The organism is Pseudomonas sp. GD04091 (assembly GCF_029836165.1).
Taxonomy (GTDB): domain Bacteria; phylum Pseudomonadota; class Gammaproteobacteria; order Pseudomonadales; family Pseudomonadaceae; genus Aquipseudomonas.
The window spans coordinates 319455-345134 of the sequence record NZ_JAOEBG010000002.1; the positions used below are offsets into that span (position 1 = coordinate 319455).

28 protein-coding genes are annotated in these 25680 nt (G+C 64.8%); 27 read left to right on the plus strand and 1 reads right to left on the minus strand.

Annotation, left to right across the window (positions count from 1 at the left end; genetic code table 11):
• Nucleotides 1-72: 72 nt before the first annotated feature.
• The 27 genes from N7422_RS04470 (at nt 73) to N7422_RS04600 (ending at nt 23074) form a co-directional block, all read left to right on the plus strand.
• Nucleotides 73-513 carry a single-stranded DNA-binding protein gene (locus N7422_RS04470; protein ID WP_023912625.1) on the plus strand — a complete coding sequence of 147 codons (441 nt, stop codon included), beginning with the start codon at nt 73-75 and terminating at the stop codon, nt 511-513.
• A 277-nt stretch (nt 514-790) separates the two neighbouring features.
• The gene (locus N7422_RS04475) at nt 791-2803 is read left to right on the plus strand and encodes a DNA topoisomerase III (RefSeq protein WP_023912627.1); all 2013 of its coding nucleotides are present in this window, start codon (nt 791-793) and stop codon (nt 2801-2803) included.
• Nucleotides 2804-3324: 521 nt separating this feature from the next.
• Nucleotides 3325-3570 carry a hypothetical protein gene (locus N7422_RS04480; protein WP_023912629.1) on the plus strand — a complete coding sequence of 82 codons (246 nt, stop codon included), beginning with the start codon at nt 3325-3327 and terminating at the stop codon, nt 3568-3570.
• A gap of 330 nt (nt 3571-3900) precedes the next feature.
• Nucleotides 3901-4113 carry a hypothetical protein gene (locus N7422_RS04485; protein WP_031276158.1) on the plus strand — a complete coding sequence of 71 codons (213 nt, stop codon included), beginning with the start codon at nt 3901-3903 and terminating at the stop codon, nt 4111-4113.
• A 21-nt stretch (nt 4114-4134) separates the two neighbouring features.
• On the plus strand, nt 4135-4527 hold the full coding sequence (locus N7422_RS04490; RefSeq protein WP_023912631.1) for a hypothetical protein: 393 nt from the start codon (nt 4135-4137) through the stop codon (nt 4525-4527).
• Between the two features lie 173 nt (nt 4528-4700).
• Complete coding sequence (locus N7422_RS04495) at nt 4701-5387, plus strand: hypothetical protein (protein WP_023912633.1); 687 nt, start codon at nt 4701-4703, stop codon at nt 5385-5387.
• Between the two features lie 79 nt (nt 5388-5466).
• Nucleotides 5467-6204 (plus strand): hypothetical protein, encoded by a 738-nt coding sequence (locus tag N7422_RS04500; protein WP_023912635.1) that lies wholly within the window; start codon nt 5467-5469, stop codon nt 6202-6204.
• Between the two features lie 95 nt (nt 6205-6299).
• Nucleotides 6300-6578 carry a hypothetical protein gene (locus N7422_RS04505; protein ID WP_023912637.1) on the plus strand — a complete coding sequence of 93 codons (279 nt, stop codon included), beginning with the start codon at nt 6300-6302 and terminating at the stop codon, nt 6576-6578.
• A gap of 338 nt (nt 6579-6916) precedes the next feature.
• Nucleotides 6917-7822, plus strand: a complete 906-nt coding sequence (locus tag N7422_RS04510) for a DUF3577 domain-containing protein (RefSeq protein ID WP_031276160.1) — start codon at nt 6917-6919, stop codon at nt 7820-7822.
• A gap of 151 nt (nt 7823-7973) precedes the next feature.
• Nucleotides 7974-8801: a DUF932 domain-containing protein gene (locus tag N7422_RS04515; RefSeq protein ID WP_023912638.1), complete on the plus strand. Its 828-nt coding sequence runs from the start codon at nt 7974-7976 to the stop codon at nt 8799-8801.
• A 94-nt stretch (nt 8802-8895) separates the two neighbouring features.
• Nucleotides 8896-9585 (plus strand): DUF3275 family protein, encoded by a 690-nt coding sequence (locus N7422_RS04520; protein WP_023912639.1) that lies wholly within the window; start codon nt 8896-8898, stop codon nt 9583-9585.
• A 94-nt stretch (nt 9586-9679) separates the two neighbouring features.
• Complete coding sequence (locus N7422_RS04525) at nt 9680-10006, plus strand: hypothetical protein (RefSeq protein WP_023912641.1); 327 nt, start codon at nt 9680-9682, stop codon at nt 10004-10006.
• A 104-nt stretch (nt 10007-10110) separates the two neighbouring features.
• On the plus strand, nt 10111-10518 hold the full coding sequence (locus N7422_RS04530; protein WP_023912643.1) for a hypothetical protein: 408 nt from the start codon (nt 10111-10113) through the stop codon (nt 10516-10518).
• A 16-nt stretch (nt 10519-10534) separates the two neighbouring features.
• On the plus strand, nt 10535-10795 hold the full coding sequence (locus N7422_RS04535; protein WP_023912644.1) for a hypothetical protein: 261 nt from the start codon (nt 10535-10537) through the stop codon (nt 10793-10795).
• 76 nt (nt 10796-10871) lie between these two features.
• Nucleotides 10872-11522 carry a hypothetical protein gene (locus tag N7422_RS04540; RefSeq protein ID WP_023912646.1) on the plus strand — a complete coding sequence of 217 codons (651 nt, stop codon included), beginning with the start codon at nt 10872-10874 and terminating at the stop codon, nt 11520-11522.
• A 40-nt stretch (nt 11523-11562) separates the two neighbouring features.
• Nucleotides 11563-12696 (plus strand): DUF6094 domain-containing protein, encoded by a 1134-nt coding sequence (locus N7422_RS04545; protein WP_260469374.1) that lies wholly within the window; start codon nt 11563-11565, stop codon nt 12694-12696.
• A gap of 50 nt (nt 12697-12746) precedes the next feature.
• Complete coding sequence (locus tag N7422_RS04550) at nt 12747-13067, plus strand: hypothetical protein (protein WP_023912650.1); 321 nt, start codon at nt 12747-12749, stop codon at nt 13065-13067.
• A 91-nt stretch (nt 13068-13158) separates the two neighbouring features.
• A complete protein-coding gene (locus tag N7422_RS04555) occupies nt 13159-13464 on the plus strand; it encodes a hypothetical protein (protein WP_023912652.1) in 306 nt (101 codons plus the stop codon).
• Nucleotides 13465-13598: 134 nt separating this feature from the next.
• The gene (locus N7422_RS04560; protein WP_031276163.1) at nt 13599-15878 is read left to right on the plus strand and encodes a helicase-related protein; all 2280 of its coding nucleotides are present in this window, start codon (nt 13599-13601) and stop codon (nt 15876-15878) included.
• Between the two features lie 114 nt (nt 15879-15992).
• Nucleotides 15993-16877 carry a hypothetical protein gene (locus N7422_RS04565; RefSeq protein WP_023912656.1) on the plus strand — a complete coding sequence of 295 codons (885 nt, stop codon included), beginning with the start codon at nt 15993-15995 and terminating at the stop codon, nt 16875-16877.
• A gap of 165 nt (nt 16878-17042) precedes the next feature.
• Nucleotides 17043-17642, plus strand: coding sequence for a PilL N-terminal domain-containing protein (locus tag N7422_RS04570; protein ID WP_023912658.1), 600 nt, complete (start codon nt 17043-17045; stop codon nt 17640-17642).
• Nucleotides 17639-18280, plus strand: a complete 642-nt coding sequence (locus N7422_RS04575) for a hypothetical protein (RefSeq protein ID WP_023912660.1) — start codon at nt 17639-17641, stop codon at nt 18278-18280. Before N7422_RS04570 ends, N7422_RS04575 begins: the two co-directional genes overlap by 4 nt.
• Before the next feature lie 14 nt (nt 18281-18294).
• Nucleotides 18295-19020, plus strand: coding sequence for a TIGR03759 family integrating conjugative element protein (locus N7422_RS04580; RefSeq protein WP_023912661.1), 726 nt, complete (start codon nt 18295-18297; stop codon nt 19018-19020).
• A complete protein-coding gene (locus tag N7422_RS04585) occupies nt 19002-19607 on the plus strand; it encodes a transglycosylase SLT domain-containing protein (protein ID WP_023912663.1) in 606 nt (201 codons plus the stop codon). Before N7422_RS04580 ends, N7422_RS04585 begins: the two co-directional genes overlap by 19 nt.
• A complete protein-coding gene (locus tag N7422_RS04590; RefSeq protein ID WP_023912665.1) occupies nt 19604-20140 on the plus strand; it encodes an integrating conjugative element protein in 537 nt (178 codons plus the stop codon). The genes N7422_RS04585 and N7422_RS04590 overlap by 4 nt, the downstream gene beginning before the upstream one ends.
• 4 nt (nt 20141-20144) lie before the next feature.
• Nucleotides 20145-22328, plus strand: a complete 2184-nt coding sequence (traD, locus tag N7422_RS04595; protein WP_023912667.1) for a type IV conjugative transfer system coupling protein TraD — start codon at nt 20145-20147, stop codon at nt 22326-22328.
• On the plus strand, nt 22325-23074 hold the full coding sequence (locus N7422_RS04600; protein ID WP_023912669.1) for a TIGR03747 family integrating conjugative element membrane protein: 750 nt from the start codon (nt 22325-22327) through the stop codon (nt 23072-23074). The genes traD and N7422_RS04600 overlap by 4 nt, the downstream gene beginning before the upstream one ends.
• Before the next feature lie 50 nt (nt 23075-23124).
• Here N7422_RS04600 and N7422_RS04605 read toward each other — a convergent pair whose 3' ends face one another.
• Entirely contained in the window at nt 23125-25638 is a 2514-nt protein-coding gene (locus N7422_RS04605; RefSeq protein WP_094226391.1) for a heavy metal translocating P-type ATPase, read from the minus strand.
• Nucleotides 25639-25680: the final 42 nt, after the last annotated feature.

Genomic DNA, 25680 nt, shown 5'->3' on the forward strand with positions numbered 1-25680 from the left:
CGCGTCCAGCAAACCAGCACGCGCCCGCCGCCGACCAGGTGCGGGTATTTCAACCACCACGGAGATTGCAACATGAGCACGCATTTTTCTGGCGAGGGCAACATCGGTTCGCCCCCCGAGTACCGGGAGTTCCCCAACGGCAATGACGAACCCAGCCGCCTTCTGCGTCTGAACGTCTATTTCGACAACCCCATCCCCAAGAAGGATGGCACCTTCGAGGACCGCGGCGGCTTCTGGGCGCCGGTGGAAATCTGGCACCGCGACGTCGCCCACTGGAAGGACCTCTACCAGAAAGGCATGCGCGTGCTGGTTGTCGGCCGCATGGAGCGCGAACCCTGGAAGAACAACGAAGATCAGCCGCGCGAGACCTGGCAGATCAACGCGCGCAGTGTCGGCATCCTGCCGTTCCGCATCGAGTCCGTGGCCCTCAGTCCGAAGTCGCAGGACGCGGAACCGAAGCCCCAGGCCGCCCAGGAACCGGCTGCGCCGAAGGAGGCAAAGCGCAGGAAGTGAGCCAGCATGGAGGGCGGCCGCGGTTCTTCGCCGTCCTCCATACACCCGCGAGTTATCCCCAGGGGATAGCTCCATCAACGTCCACCGGCTTCTACGCGCTCCCGAAAATCGCGGCTCCCGGCCCACACACCCCCGGCCGCACGCCATTCCCGTCCCAGCCATTCCATCCCGTGAAAGTGGTCGCCACCGCATGCGGCTTGTTTGCTGCTGCCTCTGGTGGTGCTCGGCATCCTCGATTCCAGCAACTCAATGAACCACGGAATTCGGATGGACGGACATGCGGCTGTTTTTGTGCGAGAAGCCCTCCCAGGGCAAAGACATTGGCCGGATTCTCGGCGCGACGCAGCGCGGTGAAGGCTGTCTCAGCGGCTCCGGCGTCACCGTCACCTGGTGCATCGGCCATCTCGTAGAAGCGGCAGCTCCCGAGGTCTATGACGCGGCGCTCAAGCGCTGGTCGCTGGAGCAGTTGCCCATCATTCCCCAGCAATGGCGGGTCGAGGTCAAACCGAAGACCGCCACGCAATTCAAGGTCGTCAAAGCGCTTCTGGCGAAGGCGACCCATCTGGTCATTGCAACCGACGCCGATCGCGAGGGCGAGCTGATCGCCCGCGAGATCATCGACCTGTGCGGCTACCGCGGCCCCATCGAGCGGCTATGGCTGTCGGCACTCAACGATGCTTCGATCCGCACCGCACTCGGCAAGCTGCGGCCGTCTTCCGACACGCTGCCGATGTACTACTCGGCACTGGCGCGCTCGCGCGCCGACTGGCTCGTGGGCATGAACCTCAGTCGGTTGTTCACCGTGCTCGGGCGACAGGCAGGCTATGACGGCGTGCTGTCCGTCGGCCGCGTCCAGACCCCGACGCTCAAACTGGTCGTGGACCGCGACCGCGAGATCGCGGCTTTCGTATCGGTGCCGTTCTGGGTCATCGACGTGTCCCTGTCCACGGGCGGCCAGGCCTTCACCGCGCAGTGGGTTCCGCCCGATGGCTGCACCGACGACGCCGGCCGCTGCCTGCAGCAGCCCATCGCCCAGCAGGCCGTACAGCAGATCCGCGCTGCGGGCAGCGCCCAAGTGGTATCGGTCGAGACAGAGCGCGTGCGCGAAGGCCCGCCGCTGCTGTTCGACCTGGGAACGCTTCAGGAGGTTTGTTCCAAGCAGCTTGGGCTGGATGTTCAAGAGACCCTTGAAATCGCGCAGGCCTTGTACGAGACGCACAAGGCCACGACGTACCCACGTTCGGATTCCGGCTACCTGCCCGAAAGCATGTTCGCGGAAGTGCCGACTGTCCTGGACAGCTTGCTCAAGACCGATCCCTCGCTGCGCCCGATCATGGGCCAACTCGACCGCTCGCAGCGCTCTCGCGCCTGGAACGATGGCAAGGTCACGGCGCACCACGGCATCATCCCGACCCTCGAACCCGCGAACCTCTCTGCGATGAGCGAGAAGGAGCTGGCCGTGTACCGGCTCATCCGGGCGCACTACCTTGCGCAGTTCCTCCCTCACCACGAGTTCGACCGCACCGTGACCGAGCTTTCCTGCGGCCAGCAGAAGCTGGCGGCTACCGGAAAGCAGGTGGTCGTCAAGGGCTGGCGCCTAGTGCTGGCCGAGCCGCAAGCGGACGAGGACAGCGACGGCGCCGCGCGCAGCCAGGTGCTGCCTGCACTACGCGAGGGCGCGGCGTGCCGAGTGGCCGAGGCCGAGATCAAGGCGCTCAAGACGATGCCGCCCAAGCCGTACACGCAGGGCGAACTGGTCAAGTCGATGAAGGGCGTTGCGCGCTTCGTCAGCGATCCGCGGTTGAAGCAGAAGCTCAAGGACACGACGGGCATCGGCACCGAGGCGACACGGGCCAACATCATCAGCGGGCTGATCGCTCGCGGCTATCTCGTGAAGAAAGGACGCTCCATTCGCGCATCGGATGCGGCATTCACGCTGATCGACGCCGTGCCTGCGGCGATTGCAGATCCCGGTACGACGGCGGTGTGGGAGCAGGCCCTCGACATGATCGAGGCCGGACAGCTCACCCTGGACGTTTTCATCGCCAAGCAGGCCGCCTGGATTTCGCAGTTGATCGCGCAGTACGGCAGCACGTCCCTGTCCATCAAGGTTCCCCTGGGGCCAGCATGCCCGCAGTGCGGCGCACCGACGCGCCAGCGCACCGGCAAGAGCGGCCCATTCTGGTCGTGCAGTCGCTACCCCGACTGCAAAGGCACGCTGCCGGTCGAATCCGGCACGTCCAAGCGTGGTGCCTCGCGCCCGCGCAGTAGCGGCCGCAAGGGCTCCTGACCAACGCAGTTCCCCGTGAGCCGTGCCCGCCATCGGCGGCGTGGCCCGTGTCCCGCATGCCCTGCGGGATGCCCAGCGCGCAACGCCTTCTTCGTCCGTGTGCGCGTCCCGCCCAGCCGTCCCCGGCCGCGGGACCTGAAGGTAGCTTCTCCGCGAACCGCCTCCCGTGCGTTCTGCTGATCTGTATTGCTTCCGCCTCTGCGAAGGGTCCCCCGATGGCTTGCCACAGCGCGCGAGCCACCCGGAGACCCTTCGTGGTCAGCGGTATTCGATGCCGTGCCCAACGGCGAAAAATTGGGCTCCTTTTGTGCGCGGATGTGCGCCAGAAGCTGCCGGCGCCAACCACGACATGCGCCGGGTGTGATTGCTGATGAGCAGGCGGTTCTAGCGACGACCGGGCCTGCAACAGCCCACGGGTGGTTCTGTCCTCCCGAGCCGAAGGCCCTGCGGCCTTCGGCGCCTTTCTCCCGCCGATCAACACTCCGGCCCGCTATCGGGCCACACCAACAGGAAACCGACGTATGCAACAACCGGAGCAAGTACGAGCCGCGTTCGAGCGCGACATTGGCAACAAGGTGCTGTTCATCAAGGACGGCAAACTGCTGTTCATCAATGGCATCAGGCTCAAAGCCATCGCCGACCGCAAGGCGTACTTCGCTTCGCTGCGCGCCCGGCAGGCCCAGCCCATTGTCATCCTCGCCGAGCTGGCGCCTGACGAGGCATTTGCCGTATGGAGGCAGCATGTGCTGGGCAATAGGTCCGACTGACCTGGCACCGACGCGCCACCGCGACAGCCCCGCATTCGATGCGGGGTTTTGTTTTTGCTGCGCCCATCAATCGGGGCTGTGTCGGATGCCGATTTCCAACTGACGCGACGCGGCACTCGCACGAAGCTGCACGCATGTTCGCTGATTCGTCAGCACATGCCAGCAGCCAGGGTTCCAGGCTGCCGCGGGTCTCTCCCGCGTCGCCCACCAGTCCGCATTGCATCAATTCCGTGGACGCGCGTCCCCATGACGCCGATGCTTTTTTTCAACCGCGTGCGGGAGCTGCCATCCCGTGGGGGACGAGGCCCCGCTTTTCCAAGGAGCCCATCCATGTCCCAGCAAGCCTCTTTCGGCCAATTGGCCCTGACCTACTGCGGCAAGTTCCTGCCGCTCGAAGTCCTGCAAAGCGCCGCCGGTCACTACATCGGCACGCGCGATACCGAAGGCCCGGTTTCGCGGGAATCCCGCGAGTACTTCCGCAGCCATGCCGCGGCTCAACGTGCCCTCGTTAGAGGCGGCTGGTCCCAGCTCGCCGTTTCCTGATCCAACTGGAGGAATCACGTCATGAACCAGCTACTGCCGCGGGAAGTCGTCGATCAGATCATGAGGGAAGAGCAGCATTTCGCTGCCGCGCCCCAAGCCTTCTTCGAGGCCTGGAAGCGCGGCGTCGAGATCGCTGGCCCCGAATGGTTCGGCGACGGCACCCGTGAAGGCTTGAACCAGGCCAAGAGCAAGTGGGATCTTCGTCCCAACATGCTGCGGCTCAACGACGCCCTCGGCGTCCTGAGCAGTGGGGAACGCATGTTCCTGTCCGCCATGGTCAGCTTCTACAACGCGCGCGAGGGCGGTGCCATGCTCAAGCGCTGCCATTTCGACGGGCTGTCGGACTTCGATGGCCTCGATCTGCAACGCCGCAAGGTCATCGCCGACCTGCTGGTGAACTACAACGGCTGGTAAGCCGGTCTCCGGCACACCACCGTCTTTTCGTTCCCCCCGTGAGGGACATGCGCCCACAAGGCCATGTCCCTCGACTTCTTTTCCATCGCCCAGCACCGACGGCCTCGGGCTATTTCCTGCGGATGCCATCGTCCGCATGGGCCGGCTCCGCTCACTTCTCGAAAGGAGCCACCATGGCAAACAACTACTACGAAGGCACGGGCGTTCTCGTGCTCGACCGCGTGACCCCCGTTATCAAGGCGCTATTCGGTGCCTTCGCGCTGGACGAAAACCATCCTGGCAACGGACAGGCCTACATCGCTCAGATCGCCGAGACCAATGATCCGCGATGGACAGATGTGCTGGACGGTCTGGAAGACCTGGCCACACAACTCGGCATCCCCATGCCCGACGACGAAGAACTGTCGATTCCGCCTCTGCTTGAACGGCTGGCAGCGCACTTCGGTGCTGACCAGGACTGGGAGCTGGAGAACCTCATCGAACACCACAATTTCGAGGGCAGCGCCGACCTGGAAGCCTTGCTTCTGATCGCCTACTACTTCGATGACGGGCATCACCTGACCGCCATCCAATTCGAGGGCTGCTGGTATTGCAGCAAACCGAGGCTGTTCGAGTTCGGCGGCAATGGTTGCTACCTGAGCCGCGAGGTCCAAGTCTTCAGAACGTCCTCGCAGGCGCTCCAACTCGGCGACCAACTGCGCAAGACCATCGTGGCCACCGACATCGAAGAGGCCTCGGCGCTGCTCGCACTGGAGGTCGTCAACCTGCTCGCGGGCATCAACGACGAGCATTTCCGCCTGAACGTGCGCCATCGCATCGCCGAACGGCTGGCCCTGATGCCAACGAACAGCGCCGCCTGACGCATTTTCGATTTTCAACCCACCGGGTCCAATTCCCGGTGGCGGGAATTGGCTCCATTATTCAATCTGGAGAGTTCCCATGTCCCAGAAATCAAACCCCTTTCTCCGCGGCTACTGGAATCTTAAAGTCATCCGCATGCTGACCATCAGCTACGAGGACGGAAGTCCGCATGTCTGGAGGCCCCTCCACGCGAGCCAACAACACTTCACCGACGAGGAACTGATTTCGTCCTCGTGCATCGTCACCAACGATTTCGCCGTGGTCAGGAATGGTCCCGAACCCGTGAGTGCCGGAGTACTGGCCGAATGCGATGCCGGTGAATGTGTCAGCGGCGAAGGCGCAATCGGTGCCGTGGTGTATGCCATCCATGGCGAAGACTTCGACGGTCGCCCGGTCCACGTCGGCGACTCCTATTCGGCCGAGGCCGCTCGGGAAGTCGTACAACGCCTGAGTTTCGAGACCGGCTACTACAGCCGGTGCTGGGAAATCAGCAGCGCGCACATCAGCCAGGAAACCGGCCAGTACCTCGCCAACCTGGCAGACCTTGCTACGCCGGAGGCCTTTCTGTTCATCACCTTCCGGGTCCCGTACAGCCCAGCGATCGGCATCAAACTGATCTCCACGCCCTGGACAGATGAGAACCTGGAGCACGCCGAGGGCATCAGCGCGGAGCAGCTTTGGCAGGAGTACCGGAACAAGGGCATGCCGGACGACCTGGCAAGCATCCTTGAACTGGCTGGCCGGGCGGATGTACGCATCCTCATCCTCGACGCCGACGCTCCGGCGCTTCTAGGCCTGCCGCTGGCCGTTTCCTAGCAGCCAGACGGCGCGCCTGCTTTCCTCTTTGTCCCCCATGCCAGCCCGTCTCCTCGCCAGGAGCCGGGCTGGTCCATTTTCATAGGAGCAACCTCATGTTCCCCGACCTCATCTCGTCCGCCCCCGATTTCGAGCATCAGCTCGGAGCCTGCGTCAGTGCCATGTGCCAGGAGGACGCCATCGGCCAGACCCTGGTATTCGAGCGCGACAAGGGAACGCTGCACATGCGCCACATCGCCATGAAGGAGCTGGTGGAGATCAACATCGATCGCTACGAAATGGTGGTATTCGATGGCGGGACCATCAGCGGCGATTCTTGGAAGCATGTCTTCTTTCCACGGCAACGCACGCACTACTTTGTGTACGACGCCTGACCCCAACAGCCCCTCACCCGAGGGGCTTTTACTTTCCAGCGCGTGCATAAAAAAGCGGGAGCAACCGGATGCACATTGTTTGCTGTCTCGCGCGCGAGGCCCGGCCATGCTGACCCCATGCCTCGCTGACAGCCGTCAGCAGCATCCCAGGTAGCCGCGATCTTCAAGGCTACGGCGCGGTTCCACCGCGTTGATCACCCAGCTCGCACCGCATCCGATCGCGAGCGGCCACCAGTTCTGGTGGCGGATGCTTTCGCCTTATCAACCCACCGCGGGGTTACGCACCTCCCCGCATGCGTGGGTCGGTGTGTCTCCGCTTCATCCTATGGAGATTCACCATGAGCACCACATCCAACGAGAAATCGTACTTCGACCTCCACACCTCGGGCATCGGCTACATCCAGCGTGTCCGTGAAGTGCCTGTCCGGGGCGGCCGCCGTGCGCAGCCCTTCCTGGCATGCACCATCGCCGCGCTGGTCGGCCCCGCCAGGGACCCCAGCTATCGCTACTTCGATGTCAAGGTCTCGGGTGCCGAGGCCAAGAAGCTGGTCGAGCGCTACATCGGCGTTGACGATCCCAAGCAGCGCCCGCTGGTGCGCTTCCGCCTCGGCGACCTCTGGGGCGATGCGTACATCCGCGACAAGGGTGAGCAGAAAGGCCAGGCTGCCGCGTCCCTCAAGGCGCGACTGCTCAAGGCCGAGCCGCTTGACCGGGCCGAACTGGCTTCGATCAGGCAGCACGAGCTGATCACCCGCGGCATCGGCTACCTCAGCCGTCCCAAGGACGTCACCCCCAAGGATGGCGACCCGTTCCTGTCCTGCACCGTCGCCGCGCTGGCCGGACCTGTCGCTGAACCGGACTATCGGTACTTCGACACTATCGTCACCACCCCTGAAGCCGAGCACCTGGTTCGCCGGTGCGTGCAGGCCATCGAGGGGGATCGCAAGGTGCTGATCGCCTTCCGTCTGAACGACATGAAGATCGATCCGTACATCCGCACCAAGGGCGAGCACGCCGGGGAACCGGCCGCAAGCCTGGAATCGACGCTGGTCCACATCGGTCTGATCAAGATCGACGGCACCCAGGTCTATCCGACGAGCCAGGAGCAAGCCGAGGCGCCGCAGGCCCAGGACGCACCCGCGCCCGAAGCCGAGGACGCCGACGACACCGCTGCCGAGCCCGCCGAGCGCGAGCCCGAGGCGCAAGTCGAGGAGCTGGAGCCGGCATTGGCTGCTTCGTTCTGATCCGGCATGGCCCCTCACGGGGCCTTGTCGTTTTTCCTCCCCGCATCTGTCGCGTCCCCAAGACGTCCAAGGTGCTTGCGTCTTTTCATCCCCCGAGTCCCGCGTGGTCACACGACCGCGCGGTTATCGCATTTCTCAAAGGAGATCAGCCATGTCTCTGGCATCCCGTTTTGCTCCGCAATCCCCGATCCTGCGCTCCGATCGCCCACTCTCGGACGACCGTATTCGTGCCGTTGTTCCCTCAATCTTTGCCGACGCTCCGCATGGCAGCCGATCCGATCGATATGCCTACATACCGACCTCGACCGTGCTCGCCAAGCTGCGCCAGGAGGGCTTCGAGCCCTTCATGGTGTGCCAGACGCGCGTGCGCAACGAAGACCGGCGCGAGTACACGAAGCACCTCATCCGACTTCGCCATGCAAGCCAGATCAACGGCGACGAGGCGAACGAGATCATCCTGCTCAACAGTCACGACGGCACGAGCAGCTACCAGATGCTTGCCGGCATGTTCCGGTTCGTCTGCCACAACGGCCTGGTCTGCGGAGACACCACCGCCGACATCCGCGTGCCCCACAAGGGCGACGTGGCCAGCCAGGTGATCGAAGGTGCCTACGGAGTCCTCGAAGGCTTCGAGCGCGTGCAGAACTCGCGCGATGCGATGCGCACCATCACCCTCGATGAGGGCGAAGCAGAAATCTTTGCGAACTCTGCGCTCGCACTCAAGTACGACGACCCGGCGAAGTCCACGCCTGTCACGGAGAGCCAACTCCTGGCACCCCGGCGATGGGACGACCGCAAGAACGACCTGTGGGCTGTCTTCAACCGCGTCCAGGAGAACCTCGTCAAAGGAGGTCTGAATGGACGCTCGGCCAACGGCCGCAATCAACGCACCCGTCCGGTGCAAGGAATCGACCAGAACCTGCGCCTGAACCGGGCGCTTTGGCTCCTGGCCGAAGGTATGCGCCAGCTCAAGGCGTGATGCCAAGCGGACCTCGCCCATCTCGGGCGAGGCCCATTCCTCTCATCCACAGGGTGCCGTCGGCGACCCCTCATTCATTTTCAGGAGAACCATCATGGCAACCACATCGGCGCCCGAGAGATCGGTATCGCCCATCGTCGTCCCGGGCCAGCTCACGTTGCGAACCATCCGCGGCAAGAACGGCCCGTTCACGGTCGGCCGCCTCGCTACGCACCTCGGTGTGTTCGAGGTCAAGGACCCTGAGCTGGAACAGTACCCCGAAGGCAAGTACGACGGGGAATTCATCATCAGGTACATCTTCCCGAAGTCCTACCCGGTCGGCGGTGGCATGCGGTTCGAGATCCGCGCCAGCCTGGACGGGATGACGCTCTACGGCATCGACAAACTGAGCCGCGACGAAGCCCGCAGCTTCGCCACGCAGGACGTCGATCCGCTCGATGAAGAACTGGGGACGCAGCCTGCGGCAACGCCGGCCAAGCCCGCCAAGGCATCCAGGCCCGCCAAACCTGCACCCGTGCAGGCATCCGCGGACCCGCTGGTCGATACCACGCCCTTCGGCGTGGACGCACCGCCGCCCGTTGCGGCCGCTGCCACTGGCAGTACCGAAGACGGGGACGCCGCGTTGTTCGGTCTGCTGTGGCCTTTGGGAGAGTCCGTAAAGCTGGATTCGACCATCGACCGCCGCACGCTGCGCTCGCAGATCGTTCGCCTGGGTCAACTGGGCTTCGCGCTCGACTTCAAGACGCAGGAGTGGAGCCGCCAGGCCGAACTGCAACCTGCGTGATCGCAGACGCCGCTTCCGCGGTGTTCTTCATCCACCCGCCGGGGTTCCTTCCCCATGCGGGAGAGGCCCTGGCCATTTTCTGGAGGTCTCCATCATGTCCACCATCACTTTCGATGCACCCCGTTCCGCGCTGGATGAATCCGCGTGGCGGGCTGTCTGCACGACAGCCGCCGAGCACGCCCAGCGTGGTTGCGGCCTGTCATGGGAACACTGGGTCACGCTTTTCAGTACGGAGATCGACGCGCAAGCCAATCGATTGCCGCAGCACCAGCGCGCTCAGGCGTTGGAAATCGCAGCCCAGGAATGGGACTACGCGACACCTGCCGAGCGACAGGAAACCCAGGACTGGCTTGCCGACAACGGCTGCTGCTCGCACGGGATCACGCTCGGCTGCTGCCCGGCCGGTTGCGGTTCGTACTGAGGACTGACACCGGACTTCATCGCCGCATCCGCGGCATTCCATCACCCGCTGGGGGTTCCTCCCTGCGGGGAGGCCTCCGGCTCTACGTTTCCAGGAGGCCTCTCATGGGCTGGTATTTCTCAAACCAATCGCGCTCTGAACTGATCGCGGAACTGATCGCACCGCAAGAGACCGAGCGCACCAGCGCGAAGGTCATCGCTCACGCCCTGCGCGGCAACGTACTGTGGTCCGTGGTCGAAATGACCGCAAAGGTCGAAGGCGTGCATCGTGATCTGGCACCGGGCCAGAGCGTGCGCTACATCCGCTGCGATCTGCTTGAACGCAGCGGCGGCCAGTGGGGCTACAAGCCGCTGGAAGAGTCCATGCACCCGTACTACTACACGTGCCCGCTGTCCTATCTGGACCTCGCACCGGAGCAGTCCGCCGACTGGCGTGCAGGCGTTCGCGCCTACCACGCGCGACGTCGCACACCCACGGCATCCGCGGCACCCGCCGCGGCGCCGATGGCCTGAGCCAGGAGGAACCGACATGGACCCGATCCTGGCAGTGCTCCCACCTTCGCTGTTGAAGCTAATCGAAGGGAGTTTGTCCAACGACGAAGTGTCCTCCGACGAGGAAATGCTGGGGTACTTCATCGACAACGGCCTCACCGAGGAACAGGCGCAGCAGGCACTGACCTACCGCGACCAGTACCTCAACAACATCTACCTGGACGGCTTCACGCCGATCACCGCGGTGGACGAGGCGCTTCGCTTCAACCCGCACACCCGGCAGTTCGAGCCGGACTGAGCAGTTTTCTTCCACCCCCTGGGGCAGTACTTGCCCCAGCGGGCGGTGCTGTTCCCGTTCATCCGAGGACACCACCATGCCCGCACACACTTCATCCACCACGCTGTACCGCATCGACGAATGCCCGGACGTGATGGCCGACGCTTGCGTCGGCGATGACCAGGGCAACCTGATCTTCCTGTCGATCTGGGCGCGGGACACCGCCATCCAGCAGTTCCTGGCTCGCCTGACCCTCGGGCGCGACGAGCAGGGGCTGGACCAGTTCCACATCCTCACCGACCAGGGCGGCAGCGTCCCGGTGTTCATCGGCAACGTCGAGCGCCTGGAAAAGCGCATGACGCGCGCCTTCCGGCGAACGCTGTTCGGTTCGCTGTCCAACGTGTGGCTGTTCGACCGGCGCTGCGTCAAGCCCGACAAGGCCAACGCCAGCGCGATGGCGCTGCTGCCCCGCGATAGCGCCCATCGGCTCGACCGCCTGTGGATGCTGGTGCGGGACACCTGCCCATTGCCGCTGCTCGATCACTGGCGCGAGACCGTGCTGGAACTGCTGCAAACCCGCGAGATGCTGGCCCGCCTTCCTTTCGCCCTCGGGCCGCTGGAAGGCTACCGGCTCGCCGTCGACGTGCCGGCGCTGACTCAGGCGCTGGGCTCGCTGATCCGCAGTGACGTACTCACCGCCTACCCATACCCGGCCAAGATTTGGACGCCGGAAGCGGTAGCGGCTTGACCCGCCCGCGGAGGCACGCCTTGGCGTGCTTCCGCCCTTCATCCCCGCCAACCAGGAGACTTCCATGGCCCTCATGTTCCCGCGGCTTGCCCGCAATTTTGCCAAGAACGGGTACTACCCGACCGACGAACCCACGCTCGAAAGAGCCCTCAACGCACTGATGCCCAGCGATGGGTCGATGTGCATCCTCGATCCCTGCGCCGGCGAAGGCGTGGCGATTGCCGAAGCCGCCCACGCCCTCGGGCGCGAGCAGGCCAAGGCGTTCGCCATCGAGTTCGACGCGGAGCGGGCACGCCATGCCCGCGGGCTGGTCGATCACTGCCTGCACGCGGACCTGATGGACACGATGATCTCCAAGCAGTCCTTCGGGCTGCTGTGGCTGAATCCGCCGTATGGTGACCTGTCCAAGGACGTCAACGGCAACATCGGCTATCAGGGCCAGGGCCGCGCCCGCCTCGAAAAGCTGTTCTACCAGCGCAGCCTGTCGCTGTTGCAGTACGGCGGCGTGCTGGTCTTCATCATCCCCGGCTACGTGCTCGACGCGGAGCTGGTCGGCTGGCTGACGCGCCACTACACGGACCTGCGCATCTACCGAGCGGTGGAAACGCAGTTCAAGCAGGTGGTGATCTTCGGACGCCGGGTGCGTCAACGCGAGCTGGTGTCCGATGGCGTCAAGGCCGTGCGCAATCTGCTGCTGCAGGTTGGGCTTGGCGAAGTCGAAGCCGACGAGCTGCCGAGCGAATGGCCGTTCCTGCCGTACATCGTCCCCGCCAGCCCGGCCGAGCCGGAGCACTTCTTCCGCGTGACGATGGAGCCCGAGCAGTTCGCCGACGAGGTTGGCAGGCTGCAAGGCCTCTGGCCGTCGCGGGATACGCACCTGGGGGCCGCGCAGCAGTCGCTGCGTCCACCGGCGCGGGCCTTGTCCCAATGGCATCTCGCCCTGGCCCTGGCCGCGGGCGCGATCTCTGGCGTCGTGCGCTCCAAGACGGGGCGCGTGCTCGTCGTCAAAGGTGACACCCATAAGGACAAGACGCTCCAGCGGGAATTCACCGAACGCGAAGACGGCTCCATCGCCGAGACACGCATCCTCACCGATAAGTTCGTACCTGTCATCCGCGCGTGGGACATGACGCCTGGCTCCGCAACGCGGGGCGATGTCTTGACCATCCGCTGATTCAACGGACGCAATGCCGTCCTGCTGTTCCACATCAAAGGAGAAATTCCATGTTCCCCAATCTGTTCAAGCGGCGCACGCCGCAGAAGCAACCGTTGTTCGCACCGAGTACCTTGAAATTGAGCGAGAAGGTGCATTGGCTGGCCCGGAGAGGCCTGATTGACCCCTTGGCCTATGTCCAGCGCCATGTGCGCGGTGACTGGGGCGAGATCGACGAGGCCACACGCCAAGCCAACGATGTGGCAATCCAACAGGACAACCTGATGATCTCGCAGTTCAGGATCACGCCGGACCTGGCGCTGATCGTCCAGACCAGCGAAGACCACCAGACCACGGTGATCCAGCTTCCCGAAGAACGGGACATGATCTAACGGCACCACATCGTCGCCTTTATCCAACTGACTGAGCCACTTCACTCCGCCAAGGGTGTTGTGGCTCAATGAATCCATCAAGGAGGAGCCCATGGCATCGCATCGCATCGAAACCTACTGCCGCAAGCTGGCGTTCCCCATCGGGGCGCTCATCCTCAGCAAAGGCGTCGATCGCCTCGTCCGCGAGGGCCGTCTTGATCCGATTCCGTACTTCCGCCGCCACGTCCGTGGCGACTGGGGTGACGTGAGCGAAGGGCAATGGCAAGCAAACGGCATAGCACTTCAATCGCATGAGCTGCTGGAGTCGCACTACGTGATTCATCCTGAACTGCGTATTCGCATCGTCACCGATGCGGGCCGCAGTGCCACCTTCATCGGGCTACCGTCCGAAGACTGAGCGTTTCACCAGCAGGCCGCCAGCGCCTGCACTTCCGATCTACGTCGGCCGCGCGCCGATTCCTCTTCCCACCACGGGGCATGCGATTGCCCCGCTGGGGGTGGTGCATGCCCCATTTTCTTTGGAGCATCACCATGTCCCTTGATCTCGAAACCACCGCCGCCGAGGCCGCGCCTGCACAGGGCGAACTGCTCGATGCGGAATCTTCCCCCCTGACCCTGAGCCTTCAGGATTTCGTTGGCGAGTTCGGCGACGAACTGCTCGACGCCCTCAACAGCGCCAATCCGCCGGTCTATACGGGCCAGCCGCAGGCGCACCGGCAACTCGTCGTCGCGAGCCTCAAGCGCAAGCTGTTCGAGGCCCAGGCCGAAGTCGTCCACGCCGCCGCCGAATTGCTGATCGACCGCGGCGAACGCGCTGCAATCGTCAATGGCGAAATGGGCTGCGGCAAGACGACCGTCGGCATCGCCACGGCCGCCGTGCTCAACGCCGAAGGCTACCGCCGCACCCTGGTTCTTTCGCCACCTCACCTTGTTTACAAGTGGCGGCGCGAGATCCAGGAGACGGTGGCGGGCGCAAAGGTGTGGGTACTCAACGGCCCGGATACCCTCGTCAAACTCATCAGGCTGCGCGAGCAGTTGGGTGTGCAGCCCACGGGCCAGGAGTTCTTCGTCCTGGGGCGCGTGCGGATGCGGATGGGCTTCCACTGGAAGCCGGTCTTCACCACGCGGCGCACCCGCCACGGCGACGTGGCGGCTTGCCCGGACTGCGGCACGGTCATCACCGACCTCGACGGCGAGCCGGTCAACCCGGTCGCGCTCGAAGCCGAGGAATACCGCAGGAAGTGCAGCCACTGCGCCGCGCCCCTGTGGACGCTGATCCGCCCGAGAAGCCTGTCCGGCAGCGACCAGTCCTCGGCTGTCCTCAAAGCCTTGAAGCGCATCCCGACCATCGGGGAAGTCACCGCGCAGAAGCTGATGCAGAAGTTCGGTGACGGCTTCCTGGCCTCGATGCTGGGCGACAACATCCATGAATTCATCAACCTCATGGATGGGAACGGCGAGCTGGTGTTTTCCGACCGTCAGGCCATGCGCATGGAACGTGCGATGGCCAATATGGAGTTCGGGTTTGGCGAGGGCGGCTATCAACCCTCGGAGTTCATCAAACGCTACTTGCCGCAAGGCACGTTCGACCTGCTCATTGCCGACGAGGCGCATGAGTACAAGAACGGTGGCAGCGCCCAGGGTCAGGCCATGGGCGTGCTGGCAGCGAAGGCTCGCAAGACCTTGCTGCTGACTGGCACGTTGATGGGCGGCTACGGCGACGACCTGTTCTACCTGCTGTTCCGAGCCCTTCCGGGGCGGATGATCGAAGACGGCTACCGCCCGACCACGAGCGGCAGCATGACGTCGGCCGCCATGGCGTTCATGAGGGATCACGGGGTCCTCAAGGATATTTATTCCGAGAGCACCGGCACGGCGCACAAGACCGCGAAAGGCACGAAAGTCAGTGTCAGAACGGTCAAGGCCCCGGGCTTCGGCCCCAAAGGCGTCTTGCGCTGCATCCTGCCGTTCACGATTTTTCTCAAGCTCAAGGACATCGGCGGCAATGTGCTTCCGCCGTATGACGAGGAGTTCCGTGAAGTCGCGATGGACACGGCGCAAGCCGCGGCCTACCGCGACCTGGCAGGTCGGCTGACTGCGGAGCTGAAACAAGCTCTGGCGCGACGCGATACGACCTTGCTGGGTGTGGTCCTCAACGTGCTGCTGGCCTGGCCGGATACATGCTTCCGGTCAGAGACCGTGGTGCATCCGCGCACGCGCAACACCCTGGCGTTCGTCCCGGCTCAGTTCAACGAGTTCGAGATCAGCCCCAAGGAGCGTGAGCTGATCGACATCTGCAAGCAGGAGAAGGCGCAGGGGCGCAAGGTCCTGGCCTACACGGTCTATACCGGCACGCGCGACACGACCAGTCGGTTGAAGGTGCTGCTGGAGCAGGAAGGTTTTCGGGTCGCGGTACTGCGCGCAAGCGTGGATGCCAGCCGCCGCGAGGACTGGATCGCCGAGCAACTGGACCGCGGCATCGACGTGCTCATCACCAATCCCGAGCTGGTCAAAACGGGGTTGGACTTGTTGGATTTTCCAACGATCGTCTTCATGCAGAGCGGCTACAACGTCTATTCGTTGCAGCAAGCGGCACGTCGCTCCTGGCGCATCGGGCAGAAGCAGCCCGTGCGCGTGATCTACCTGGGCTACGCCGCTTCCTCGCAGATGACCTGCCTGGAGCTGATGGCCAAGAAGATCATGGTCTCGCAGTCCACCTCGGGCGACGTGCCTGAATCGGGGCTCGATGTTCTGAACCAGGATGGTGATTCCGTCGAGGTCGCACTGGCCCGGCAACTGGTCGCCGCCTGACTACCACGCCTGCGCCGGCCTCGCGCCGCCGGCTTCCTTGTTAGTTCCCACCTTGCAGCCGTGCCCACGATCGCGTGGGCATGGCTGCGCTCTTTTCCATCCAAGGAGATTTCAATGAATACCAACACTCAAGCTACCCGCGGAGTTCTCAACACCCGACTCACGCTGGACGTGGCCTATCTGCTCAACGGAGTACCCGCATCGGAGATGCTGGAACGCCTGCGCAGCATGTGCGAACGCGCCATCGGCGAAGGCATGTTGACTGGCGAGACTGCTGCGGACGTGGACGCTTGGTCGCTCGACGTTTCCACTAGGCCAGCCTCAGCCTCGCTGACCGATGACGCCGCACTGGAAACCGAGATCGCCTCGTTCATGCGGCAGCGTATCGAGGACGGAAACCTCGGCGCAGAAGACATCCCCGTGCGCCTGGCGCGCTATGGCCTGATGGTCCCCGAGGCGTTCGTCTCCGAAATGCGCGAGCGCATGGGCGTTGGCGATGGCAGCGATGCTGAAAACCAGGCCGCCATCGCGGCGCCTGCCACCGTCACACCGTCTGGAGAAGTCGTACTGCAGGTCGCGGTCGCGTGTGCCAACGCTTCGGGGATGCCCGACATGCCGATCTTCACCGTCCGGGCTACCCAGGAGGAATACGACCTGGGCGTCCACTATGACAAGGCCAAGGACTTGGCCGAAGAAGCCCGGTACGAAGGGCCATTCGTCTGCTTCGATGCTGCCGAACAAGGAGCCATCCTGTCGGCTGTCCGAGAACTGGAGCTTGTCCCGCAGGTGATTGTTGTCGATATGACCGACGGCCAGATCCACTCCATCTGCTGCGATGCCGGCGAGATCAAGGTTATCTGCTACGACACCGGCGATACCGACGAGGACTCGCCGGTGGTGGCGGATCGTCCAGTGGGCGAGAACGGCCAGCTCGTGCGCTGCTGGGCGCATGCCCAGTTGGCGCAGGTCGATCCCGGCCTGAAGCTGGCTCGGGATTGATCCGGCGAGCGTCACGCATCGACTTTCACAGGCCCCCACGCGGGGCCTTTTCTTTTCTTGGTGACGCGCTGCCGGCAAATCGGGCGCAGCGTGGTTCGCATTGTTTGCTGCCGCAAATAGCCCCAACGGCGATGGTGAGGGCTCGATGTTTCAGGACGCCGAGCTATGTGCCCATCCTATCCCTGGTTCCACCATTCCGAACGCCGCCTGCTGACGGGATTTCTCGGCCTGCTCTGGTCGATGCTCGCCGGCGGCTGCGCGACCACCACGGTGCCGGTCGCACCCGACGCCATCGAGGCGGTTTCGGCCGCACCCGAAGCCGAGGAGTCCGAGTTCATTCCCGTCGTCCGCTACGGCCGGTACACCCTCGTGGAACTGGCGCCCACGGCAGCGCAGCGCGACCTGCTGTTGCAGACCATCGACGTGTCCATGCCCGAGGATGCCCGCGCAACGGTCGGCGACGGGCTGCGGCATGTGCTCAAGCGCAGTGGCTACGGCCTATGCCAGACGGCACACGCGGTGATTGAACTGTACGCGCTGCCGCTGCCCGCAGCGCACCTGCATCTCGGCCCCATGGCCTTGCGCGATGCGCTGCTCACGCTGGCTGGCCCGGCCTGGGAACTGCACGCGGATGATCGCGCAAGGCAGATTTGCTTCGAGCGACCCGGTGACAGCGCGTCCACAGAACATGTACCCGAGCCGCCTGCCACCGAGGCGGCGCAGACGTTTCCGCTGATGCCTTCCATTTCTGGAGGCCAGCCATGACTACTCCGCATTCCTCCCGGCGCCCAACCGCCGTCGTAGTGGCGCAAAGCCTGCTCTGGCTCTGGCTGCTCGGCCTAAGCGTCGTCGTGGCCCTCGGCTACCAGGCGATGAATGACCAGGCCGACCAGGAACGCCTCGATACCCGCCTGCAACGCCTCGAAGCGCAGGCGGCGGGCCTGGCCGAGACGATCGAAGCCATCCAGCACCGTCCGGCCTTCGCAACGGCGGCAGACCTGAAAGACACCCGCCAAATCCTGGAAGCACGCGCGGCCCAGGTCGAGAAAGCCCTGAGCGCCTATGCCGCTGCCGACGACCTTCAGACGTTGCGCACGGAGGTCGAACAGATGAAGGCGCGCCAGACCGCCTCGCGTGCCGTGCCACCGGCTCAGCCGCGCACACCGAGCAAACCCGCCGCCAAGCCAGAACCACCGCCGCTGCCGTTCCGCGTCGTTGGTGCCGAATTGCGCGCCGGCCAGCGCAGCGTGTCGGTCGCGCCGACCGTCGGGGACTTTTCGCCTGACCAGCTTCAGGTGCTGCTACCAGGTGATGCGGTCGGCCCGTGGCGCTTGCAGGCGATAGAGGGCAACGCCGCGGTGTTCCAGGCCGGCGACCAGACGCGCCGTGTCGCGATTCCCTGACCGGAGCACACCACATGAAGCCGTCGATCATCCTTTCCGCACTCCTGTTGCTGTCTGCCCAGTTGCCCGCCTGGGCGCAGCAGCAGGCCATGAGCCCCGCCCGCAATGCGCAAAGCCAGGAGCGCCCCCTGGTCGCTCGCATCCCGGACGACCGGGTGGCAAGCGACTGGGGTCTGCAACCGCAGGAGTGGGCTCGCTACCGCGAATTGATGGACGGGCCGCTGGGCATCTACTCGCCCAACCTGGACCCGCTGTCCGCCCTGGGCATCGAGGCACGCACCGACGAAGAACGACGCCGCTACGCAGAACTGCAGGTGCAGGTCGAGGCGCGCCGCGTCGAGAAGCTGCTGGCATACCAGCGCGCATACGACGAGGCGTGGCAGCGCCTGAACCCCGGCATGCAGCGTGTGAACCTGCCCGACGACAGGCCGGCGACCGCGGCCGCACGCAGCAGTGGACGGACCGCTGTCTTCGTCAAGGACGGCTGCGCACCCTGCGGGCAGCTCGTGCAGCGCCTTCAGTCTTCGGGGGCCGAGTTCGACGTGTATGTGGTCGGCAGCCGTCAGAGCGACGCCCACATCCGCGACTGGGCCAAGCGCACACAAATCGACCCGGCGCGGGTGCGTAGCGGCGGGATCACGCTCAATCACGACAGCGGCCGCTGGCTGTCTCTGGGCTTGCGTGGCGATCTGCCGGCCGTTGTGCGCGAGGTGAACGGGCAATGGCAGCGCCAACCCTGAGCGCCTTTCCGGCCACGCGAGCGCTGCGCTCGCTGCTGCTTGCTGGCGTCCTGCACGTCGGCCTGGCTCAGGCCCAGGAGGTTCCGCCACCGGCTTACCAGCTTGCCGCCCAGCGCGCCGGCATTCCCTCAACCGTGCTCTACGCAGTCGCCCTGCAAGAGAGCGGCATACGGCGCAACGGGCGCATGGTCCCATGGCCGTGGTCCTTGAACATCGCCGGTGCATCGCGCCGGTTCGCGAGCCGGGACGCCGCCTGCGCCGGACTGCAGCAGGCGATGCGCTCCACGCCGCACACCCGCATCGACGCCGGCCTTGGGCAGATCAACCTCGGTTACCACAAGCACCGCTATGCCACCGCCTGCGACTTGCTCGACCCGTACCGCAACCTGGCGATCGCCGCCGAGATCCTGAAGGAGCAGTACGTCCCCGGCGAGGACTGGCTGCTGGCGATCGGCCGTTACCACCGTCCCGCCGGCGGCGAGCCCGCCGCCCGGTATCGGCGCAGCGTGTCCCGCCACCTTGCCCGCGTGCAAGGCACACGCCCAGCCGTCACTGCGCTCACGCAGCACCAGGAGACTTCACGATGACGATTCCCCATTCTTCCCTGCGGCGCCTGCTCGCACTGGTGGCGGCGACGCCGCTGACGCTGCAGGCCGCCGAGCCCTTGACCGTGGTGGAAGACCACGGCGGCGCCTCGGCACTGCCGTATTACGAAGCCCTCAACCTTCAGTCGCGCGCCGACCGTCCGCCGCCGCGCATCGAACTGCCGCGCGTGCCCAACCATGTCTTCGATGAAACAGCGATGTTGCCGGTGCGCAGCGCCAAGCTCACACCCGGCACTGTCGCGCGGCGGGTGATCGAGGCTCCGGGCCTGCGGCCTTTCGTGATCGTCGGCGACGATGACGCCTCCCAGGCTTGGCTGCGCCGCCACGCGGCCTCCCTGCGCGAGCGTGGCGCGGTCGGCCTGGTGGTCAACGTCGAGACGGCGCAGGCGCTGGCGCGGTTGCGCGCACTGGTGCCGGGCGTGCCGTTGGCACCCGTGGCCGGCGACGACCTGGCCGAGCGCCTGGGCCTGCGGCACTACCCGGCGCTGATCACGGCCACCGGCATCGAGCAATGAAGCCATGTCGGGGAAACAGCCTGTCGAGGTGCTGCTTCGCCCAGCGGTGGAGCTTTACACCGTCGCGGCGTGTGCAGGCGCCGCGATTCTGTCCCTGGTGGCCCCATGGTCGCTCGCGCTGAGCCCGGCCATGGGCGTGGGCAGCGCGCTGGCGTTCGCGACCTACGGCGCCATCCGCTATCGCGACGCGCGTGTGATCCTGCGCTATCGCCGCAATATCCGTCGCCTCCCTCGCTACGTGATGACGAGCCGGGATGTGCCGGTCAGCCAGCATCGGCTCTTCATCGGCAAGGGGTTCCGCTGGGAGCAGAAGCACACGCACCGGCTGGTGCAGACATACCGGCCCGATTTCCGCCGCTACGCGGAGCCGACGCCGGCATACCTGCTGGCGCGGCGCCTGGAGGAACGGCTGGAGTTCGCGCCGTTCCCGATTTCGCGTCTGGCCCGGCTCACGGCCTGGGACGTGCCTTTCAACCCGGTGCGGCCGCTGCCGCCCGTGGGCGGGATGCCGCGGCTGCACGGCATCGAGCCGGAGGAAGTGGATGTCAGCCTGCCGCTGGGCGAGCGCGTCGGCCATTCGTTGGTGCTGGGGACGACCCGCGTGGGCAAAACACGGCTCGCCGAACTGTTCGTCACGCAGGACATCCGCCGCAAGAACGCAGCTGGCGAGCATGAAGTCGTCATCGTCATCGATCCGAAGGGCGACGCCGATCTCCTGAAGAGGATGTACGTCGAGGCCAAACGTGCGGGCCGCGAGGGTGAGTTCTATGTGTTCCATCTCGGCTGGCCCGAGATTTCCGCGCGCTACAACGCGGTGGGCCGCTTCGGGAGGATTTCGGAGGTCGCCACACGCGTTGCGGGGCAGCTATCCGGTGAGGGCAACAGCGCGGCGTTCCGCGAGTTCGCCTGGCGCTTCGTGAACATCATCGCGCGCGCCCTGGTGGAACTGGGGCAGCGCCCGGACTACATGCTGATCCAACGCCATGTGATCAACATCGATGCACTTTTCATCGAGTACGCCCAGCACTACTTCGCAAAGACCGAACCCAAGGCCTGGGAGGTGATCGTCCAGATCGAGGCCAAGCTCAACGAGAAGAACATCCCACGCAACATGATCGGGCGCGAGAAGCGCGTGGTGGCCTTGGAGCAGTACCTGAGCCAGGCCCGCAACTACGACCCCGTGCTCGACGGCCTGCGCTCGGCGGTTCGATACGACAAGACCTATTTCGACAAGATCGTGGCGAGCTTGTTGCCTTTGCTGGAGAAGCTCACCAGCGGCAAGATCGCCCAGCTCCTGGCGCCGAACTACTCCGACCTAGCCGACCCACGGCCGATCTTCGACTGGATGCAGATCATCCGTAAGCGGGCCATCGTCTATGTGGGCCTCGACGCGCTGTCCGATGCCGAAGTCGCCGCGGCGGTCGGGAACTCCATGTTCTCCGACCTGGTGTCCGTCGCTGGGCACATCTACAAGCATGGCATTGACGACGGACTGCCCGGCGCGACGGCAGACGCCCGGGTGCCGATCAACGTCCATGCAGACGAGTTCAACGAGTTGATGGGCGACGAGTTCATACCGCTCATCAACAAGGGGGGCGGCGCCGGGCTTCAGGTCACCGCGTACACGCAGACCCTCAGCGACATCGAGGCCCGCATCGGCAATCGCGCCAAGGCTGGCCAGGTGATCGGAAACTTCAACAACCTGTTCATGTTGCGGGTTCGGGAGACGGCGACCGCCGAGTTGCTGACCAGGCAGTTGCCCAAGGTGGAGGTCTATACCACCACCATCGTGAGCGGCGCGACCGACAGTTCGGACATCCGCGGCGCGACCGATTTCACGTCGAATACCCAGGACCGGATCAGCAGCACCAGCGTGCCCATGGTCGAGCCCTCGCACGTCGTTGGTCTGCCCAAGGGCCAGTGCTTCGCGTTGATGCAGGGCGGTCAGCTCTGGAAGATTCGGATGCCTCTACCCGCACCGGACGCGGATGAGCTGATGCCGCAGGATCTGCAGCAGCTCGCCGGGTACATGCGACAGAACTACACCGACGCGACGCAGTGGTGGGAGTTCACCAGTTCCCCGGCCTTGCAGGACGCGGATTTGCCCGATGACCTGCTCAACGAGGCGGCCATTGGCGTGCCGGCCGCCGGCGCGGACGATGCGGCCGGCAACGAGGCTTCGCCATGAGCGATGCTGCCGCCTCCGCACAGCGGGAGCAGAGCCGCCGCCAAGGCCTGATCGTCGGCACGATCACCTTGCCCTTCAGGGTGTTCGGCGTGCTGATCGCCTCGCTGCTGTTCTCGATCGTGGTCGAGTGCGTGGGCATGCACCTGTTTTGGCCAGAACAAGGCTGGCGGCACTCGCAGCAGATGCTGCAGTACGAGCTGGGGCACCTCTCCAGTCATTTCACGCGCAGCGTGGTCGTGCAGGAGCCGGGGCGCACGGCGCATGAGCTGGTGGATGCCGGATACGAGTGGGTGTTCGTGCGCTCGGGCCTGCTGGAGCGGATGAGCCAGACCGCCGAGCGCGCCCGCGCGCCCAGTCATGGGCAGGCGCGCAACTTCCGGTACTACGTCAGCCAGATGTATGTTTGGGCCGAAAGCTACTTGATCGCGGCCGCCTTCACCACGTTGACCTTCATGGTCCGCCTGCTGGTGCTCGTGCTTACGCTACCGTTGATCTTCACGGCAGCATTCGTCGGACTGATCGACGGCTTGGTCCGCCGCGACGTGCGCCGCTTCGGCGCAGGCAGGGAATCGGGCTTCATCTACCACCGCGCCAAAGCCTCGCTCATGCCCTTGGCCGTGCTGCCCTGGGTCACCTACCTGGCATTGCCGGTCTCGGTGCATCCGCTGGTCATTCTGCTGCCCAGCGCCGCGTTGCTGGGGCTGGCTGTGAGCCTCACGGCGGGCAGCTTCAAGAAGTACCTGTGACCGTGCCTTGCGCGCTCGGTTGCTCCCTTCAACCGAAGCGCGCTCGGCCGCTACTTCGCGCCACGCAGCCGCAGCGCATTGAAGATCACCGAGGCCGAACTCAGGCTCATCGCGAGCGCCGCGATCATGGGCGAGAGCAGCCAGCCGGTGAAGGGATAGATCACGCCGGCCGCAATCGGCACACCAATGCCGTTGTAGATAAAGGCGAACAGCAGGTTCTGCCGCATATTGCGCACCGTGTCGATGGAGACTTCGCGCGACACCGCAATGCCGCGCAAGTCGCCCTTGATCAGGGTGACCTGCCCACTGTTCATCGCCACGTCGGTGCCTGTCCCCATGGCAACACCCACGTCGGACTTGGCCAGGGCGGGCGCATCGTTGATGCCGTCTCCTGCCATGGCGACCACGTGGCCTTCCTGTTGCAGCTTGTCCACCAGCGCCAGTTTGTCCGCTGGCTTGACCTCGCCATGCACTTCGTCGATCCCGAGCTTGGCCCCGACGGCCTTCGCCGTGGTGAGACCGTCGCCGGTTGCCATCACGATGCGCAGGCCGCTGGCGTGGAGGGTTCGTATCGCGTCGGGGGTACTGGCCTTGATGGGGTCGGTCACCGCGAGGATGCCCGCGAAGCTGCCGTCCACCGCCAGGTGCATGATGCTGGCGCCTTCCGCGCGCAGCCGCTCTCCGTCCGCCTGCAGCGCCGAAACTGGCACGCCTTCCTGTTCCATCAACGCGGTATTGCCCAACGCCAGGCGGCGTCCCTCGACCGTGCCGCGCACGCCGATGCCGCTGCCGGACTCGAAATCGGCAGGCTTGGCCAGTTGCAGCCCCTTGGAACGCGCAGCGCTGACGATGGCGTCCGCCAGCGGATGCTCGCTGCCCTGGTCCAGGCTTGCAGCCAGCCTCAGCACCTCATCGGGGGTGAAGCCCGGCGCCGCGATGGCCCGGTCGAAAGCAGGTCGGCCTTCCGTGAGGGTGCCGGTCTTGTCCACGATCAGGGTATCGACCTCGCGCATCTTCTCGATCGCGCCGGCATCGCGGAACAGCACGCCCTGCGTGGCGGCGCGGCCGGTGGCAACCATCACCGACATTGGCGTGGCCAGGCCCAGCGCGCAGGGGCACGCGATGATCAGCACCGCCACCGCGTTGATCAGGCCGAATACCCAGCTCGGCTCGGGGCCGAACAGCCCCCAGACAAAGAAGGTGGCGATGGCGATCAGCACGACCACGATCACGAACTTGCCGGCGACGACGTCGGCCATGCGCTGCATGGGCGCCTTGGAACGCTGGGCCGAGGCGACCATCTGCACGATCTGCGAGAGCATGGTGGCAGCGCCGACTTTCTCGGACTGCATGACCAGTGCGCCACTCGTGTTCAGCGTCGCACCGATCAGCTTGTCGCCGACCCGCTTGGTCACCGGCACGGGCTCGCCGGTCAGCATGGACTCATCGACCGCGCTGCTGCCTTCGGTCACGGTGCCATCGACCGGGACCTTCTCACCCGGGCGCACGCGCAGGAAATCACCGACATGCACGTGGTTGAGCGGCACGTCTTCCTCGCTGCCATCGGCATTGATGCGCCGCGCGGTTTTCGGTGCGAGACCCAGCAATGACTTGATGGCCGCGGAGGTCTGAGAGCGCGCTTTCAGTTCGATGATCTGGCCCAGCATGGTGAGGGAAATGATCACCACCGCCGCCTCGAAGTACACCGCCACCCGGCCCATCGAGACGAACGAATCGGGGAACACCCCCGGCGCCACCGTGGCAACCACGCTGTAGATGAAGGCTGCACCCGATCCCAAGCCGATCAGCGTCCACATGTTCGGGCTGCGATGGACGATCGATTGCCATCCCCTGACAAAGAACGGCCAACCCGTCCACAGCACGACCGGCATGGACAGCACCAGTTCCACCCATGTCTGGGTCTGCATGCTGAACAAATCCAGTTGATGTCCGAACATGGCAAGTACGGTGACGATCACCGTGAACGGCAGCGTCCACCAGAAGCGCCGCTGGAAATCCTTCAGTTCGCTGTTGTCTTCCTCATCCAGCGGAATGATCGGCTCCAGCGTCATGCCGCATTTCGGGCAGTTCCCGGGATGGTCCTGTTGCACCTCCGGGTGCATGGGGCAGGTGTAGATGGTTCCCGCCGGCACGGATGCCGGCTCGGCGGCCGGTTCGCGTTGTGCGTGAACTACCGTCCCATGGGCATGCTCGTGACCGTGGCCATGCCCCTTTTGGGCTTCTGCTTCGGGCACCAGATGCATCTGGCATTTGGGGCAGCGGCCAGGGCGATCCTGCCGGATCTCCGGGTGCATGGGACACACGTACATCGTGCCGGAGGATGCTACTTGAGCGGACGTCGCACTCACCGCATATCGCGCGGGATCGGCGATGAATTTTTCTCGGCATCGGGCGCTGCAAAATCGATAGGTCTCGCCGTTGTGCTCTTCACGATGCGGTGATTCGGGCGGCACGTCCATGCCGCATACGGGGTCCTTCGAGCGTGCCGTTGTGCTTGCAGATCCTTCTTGGACGCCGTCCTGCCTATCGGGATGATGATCCATGCCCATGCCTTTCAGGTTAGTGGTTGATTCCTTTGCTGTCCC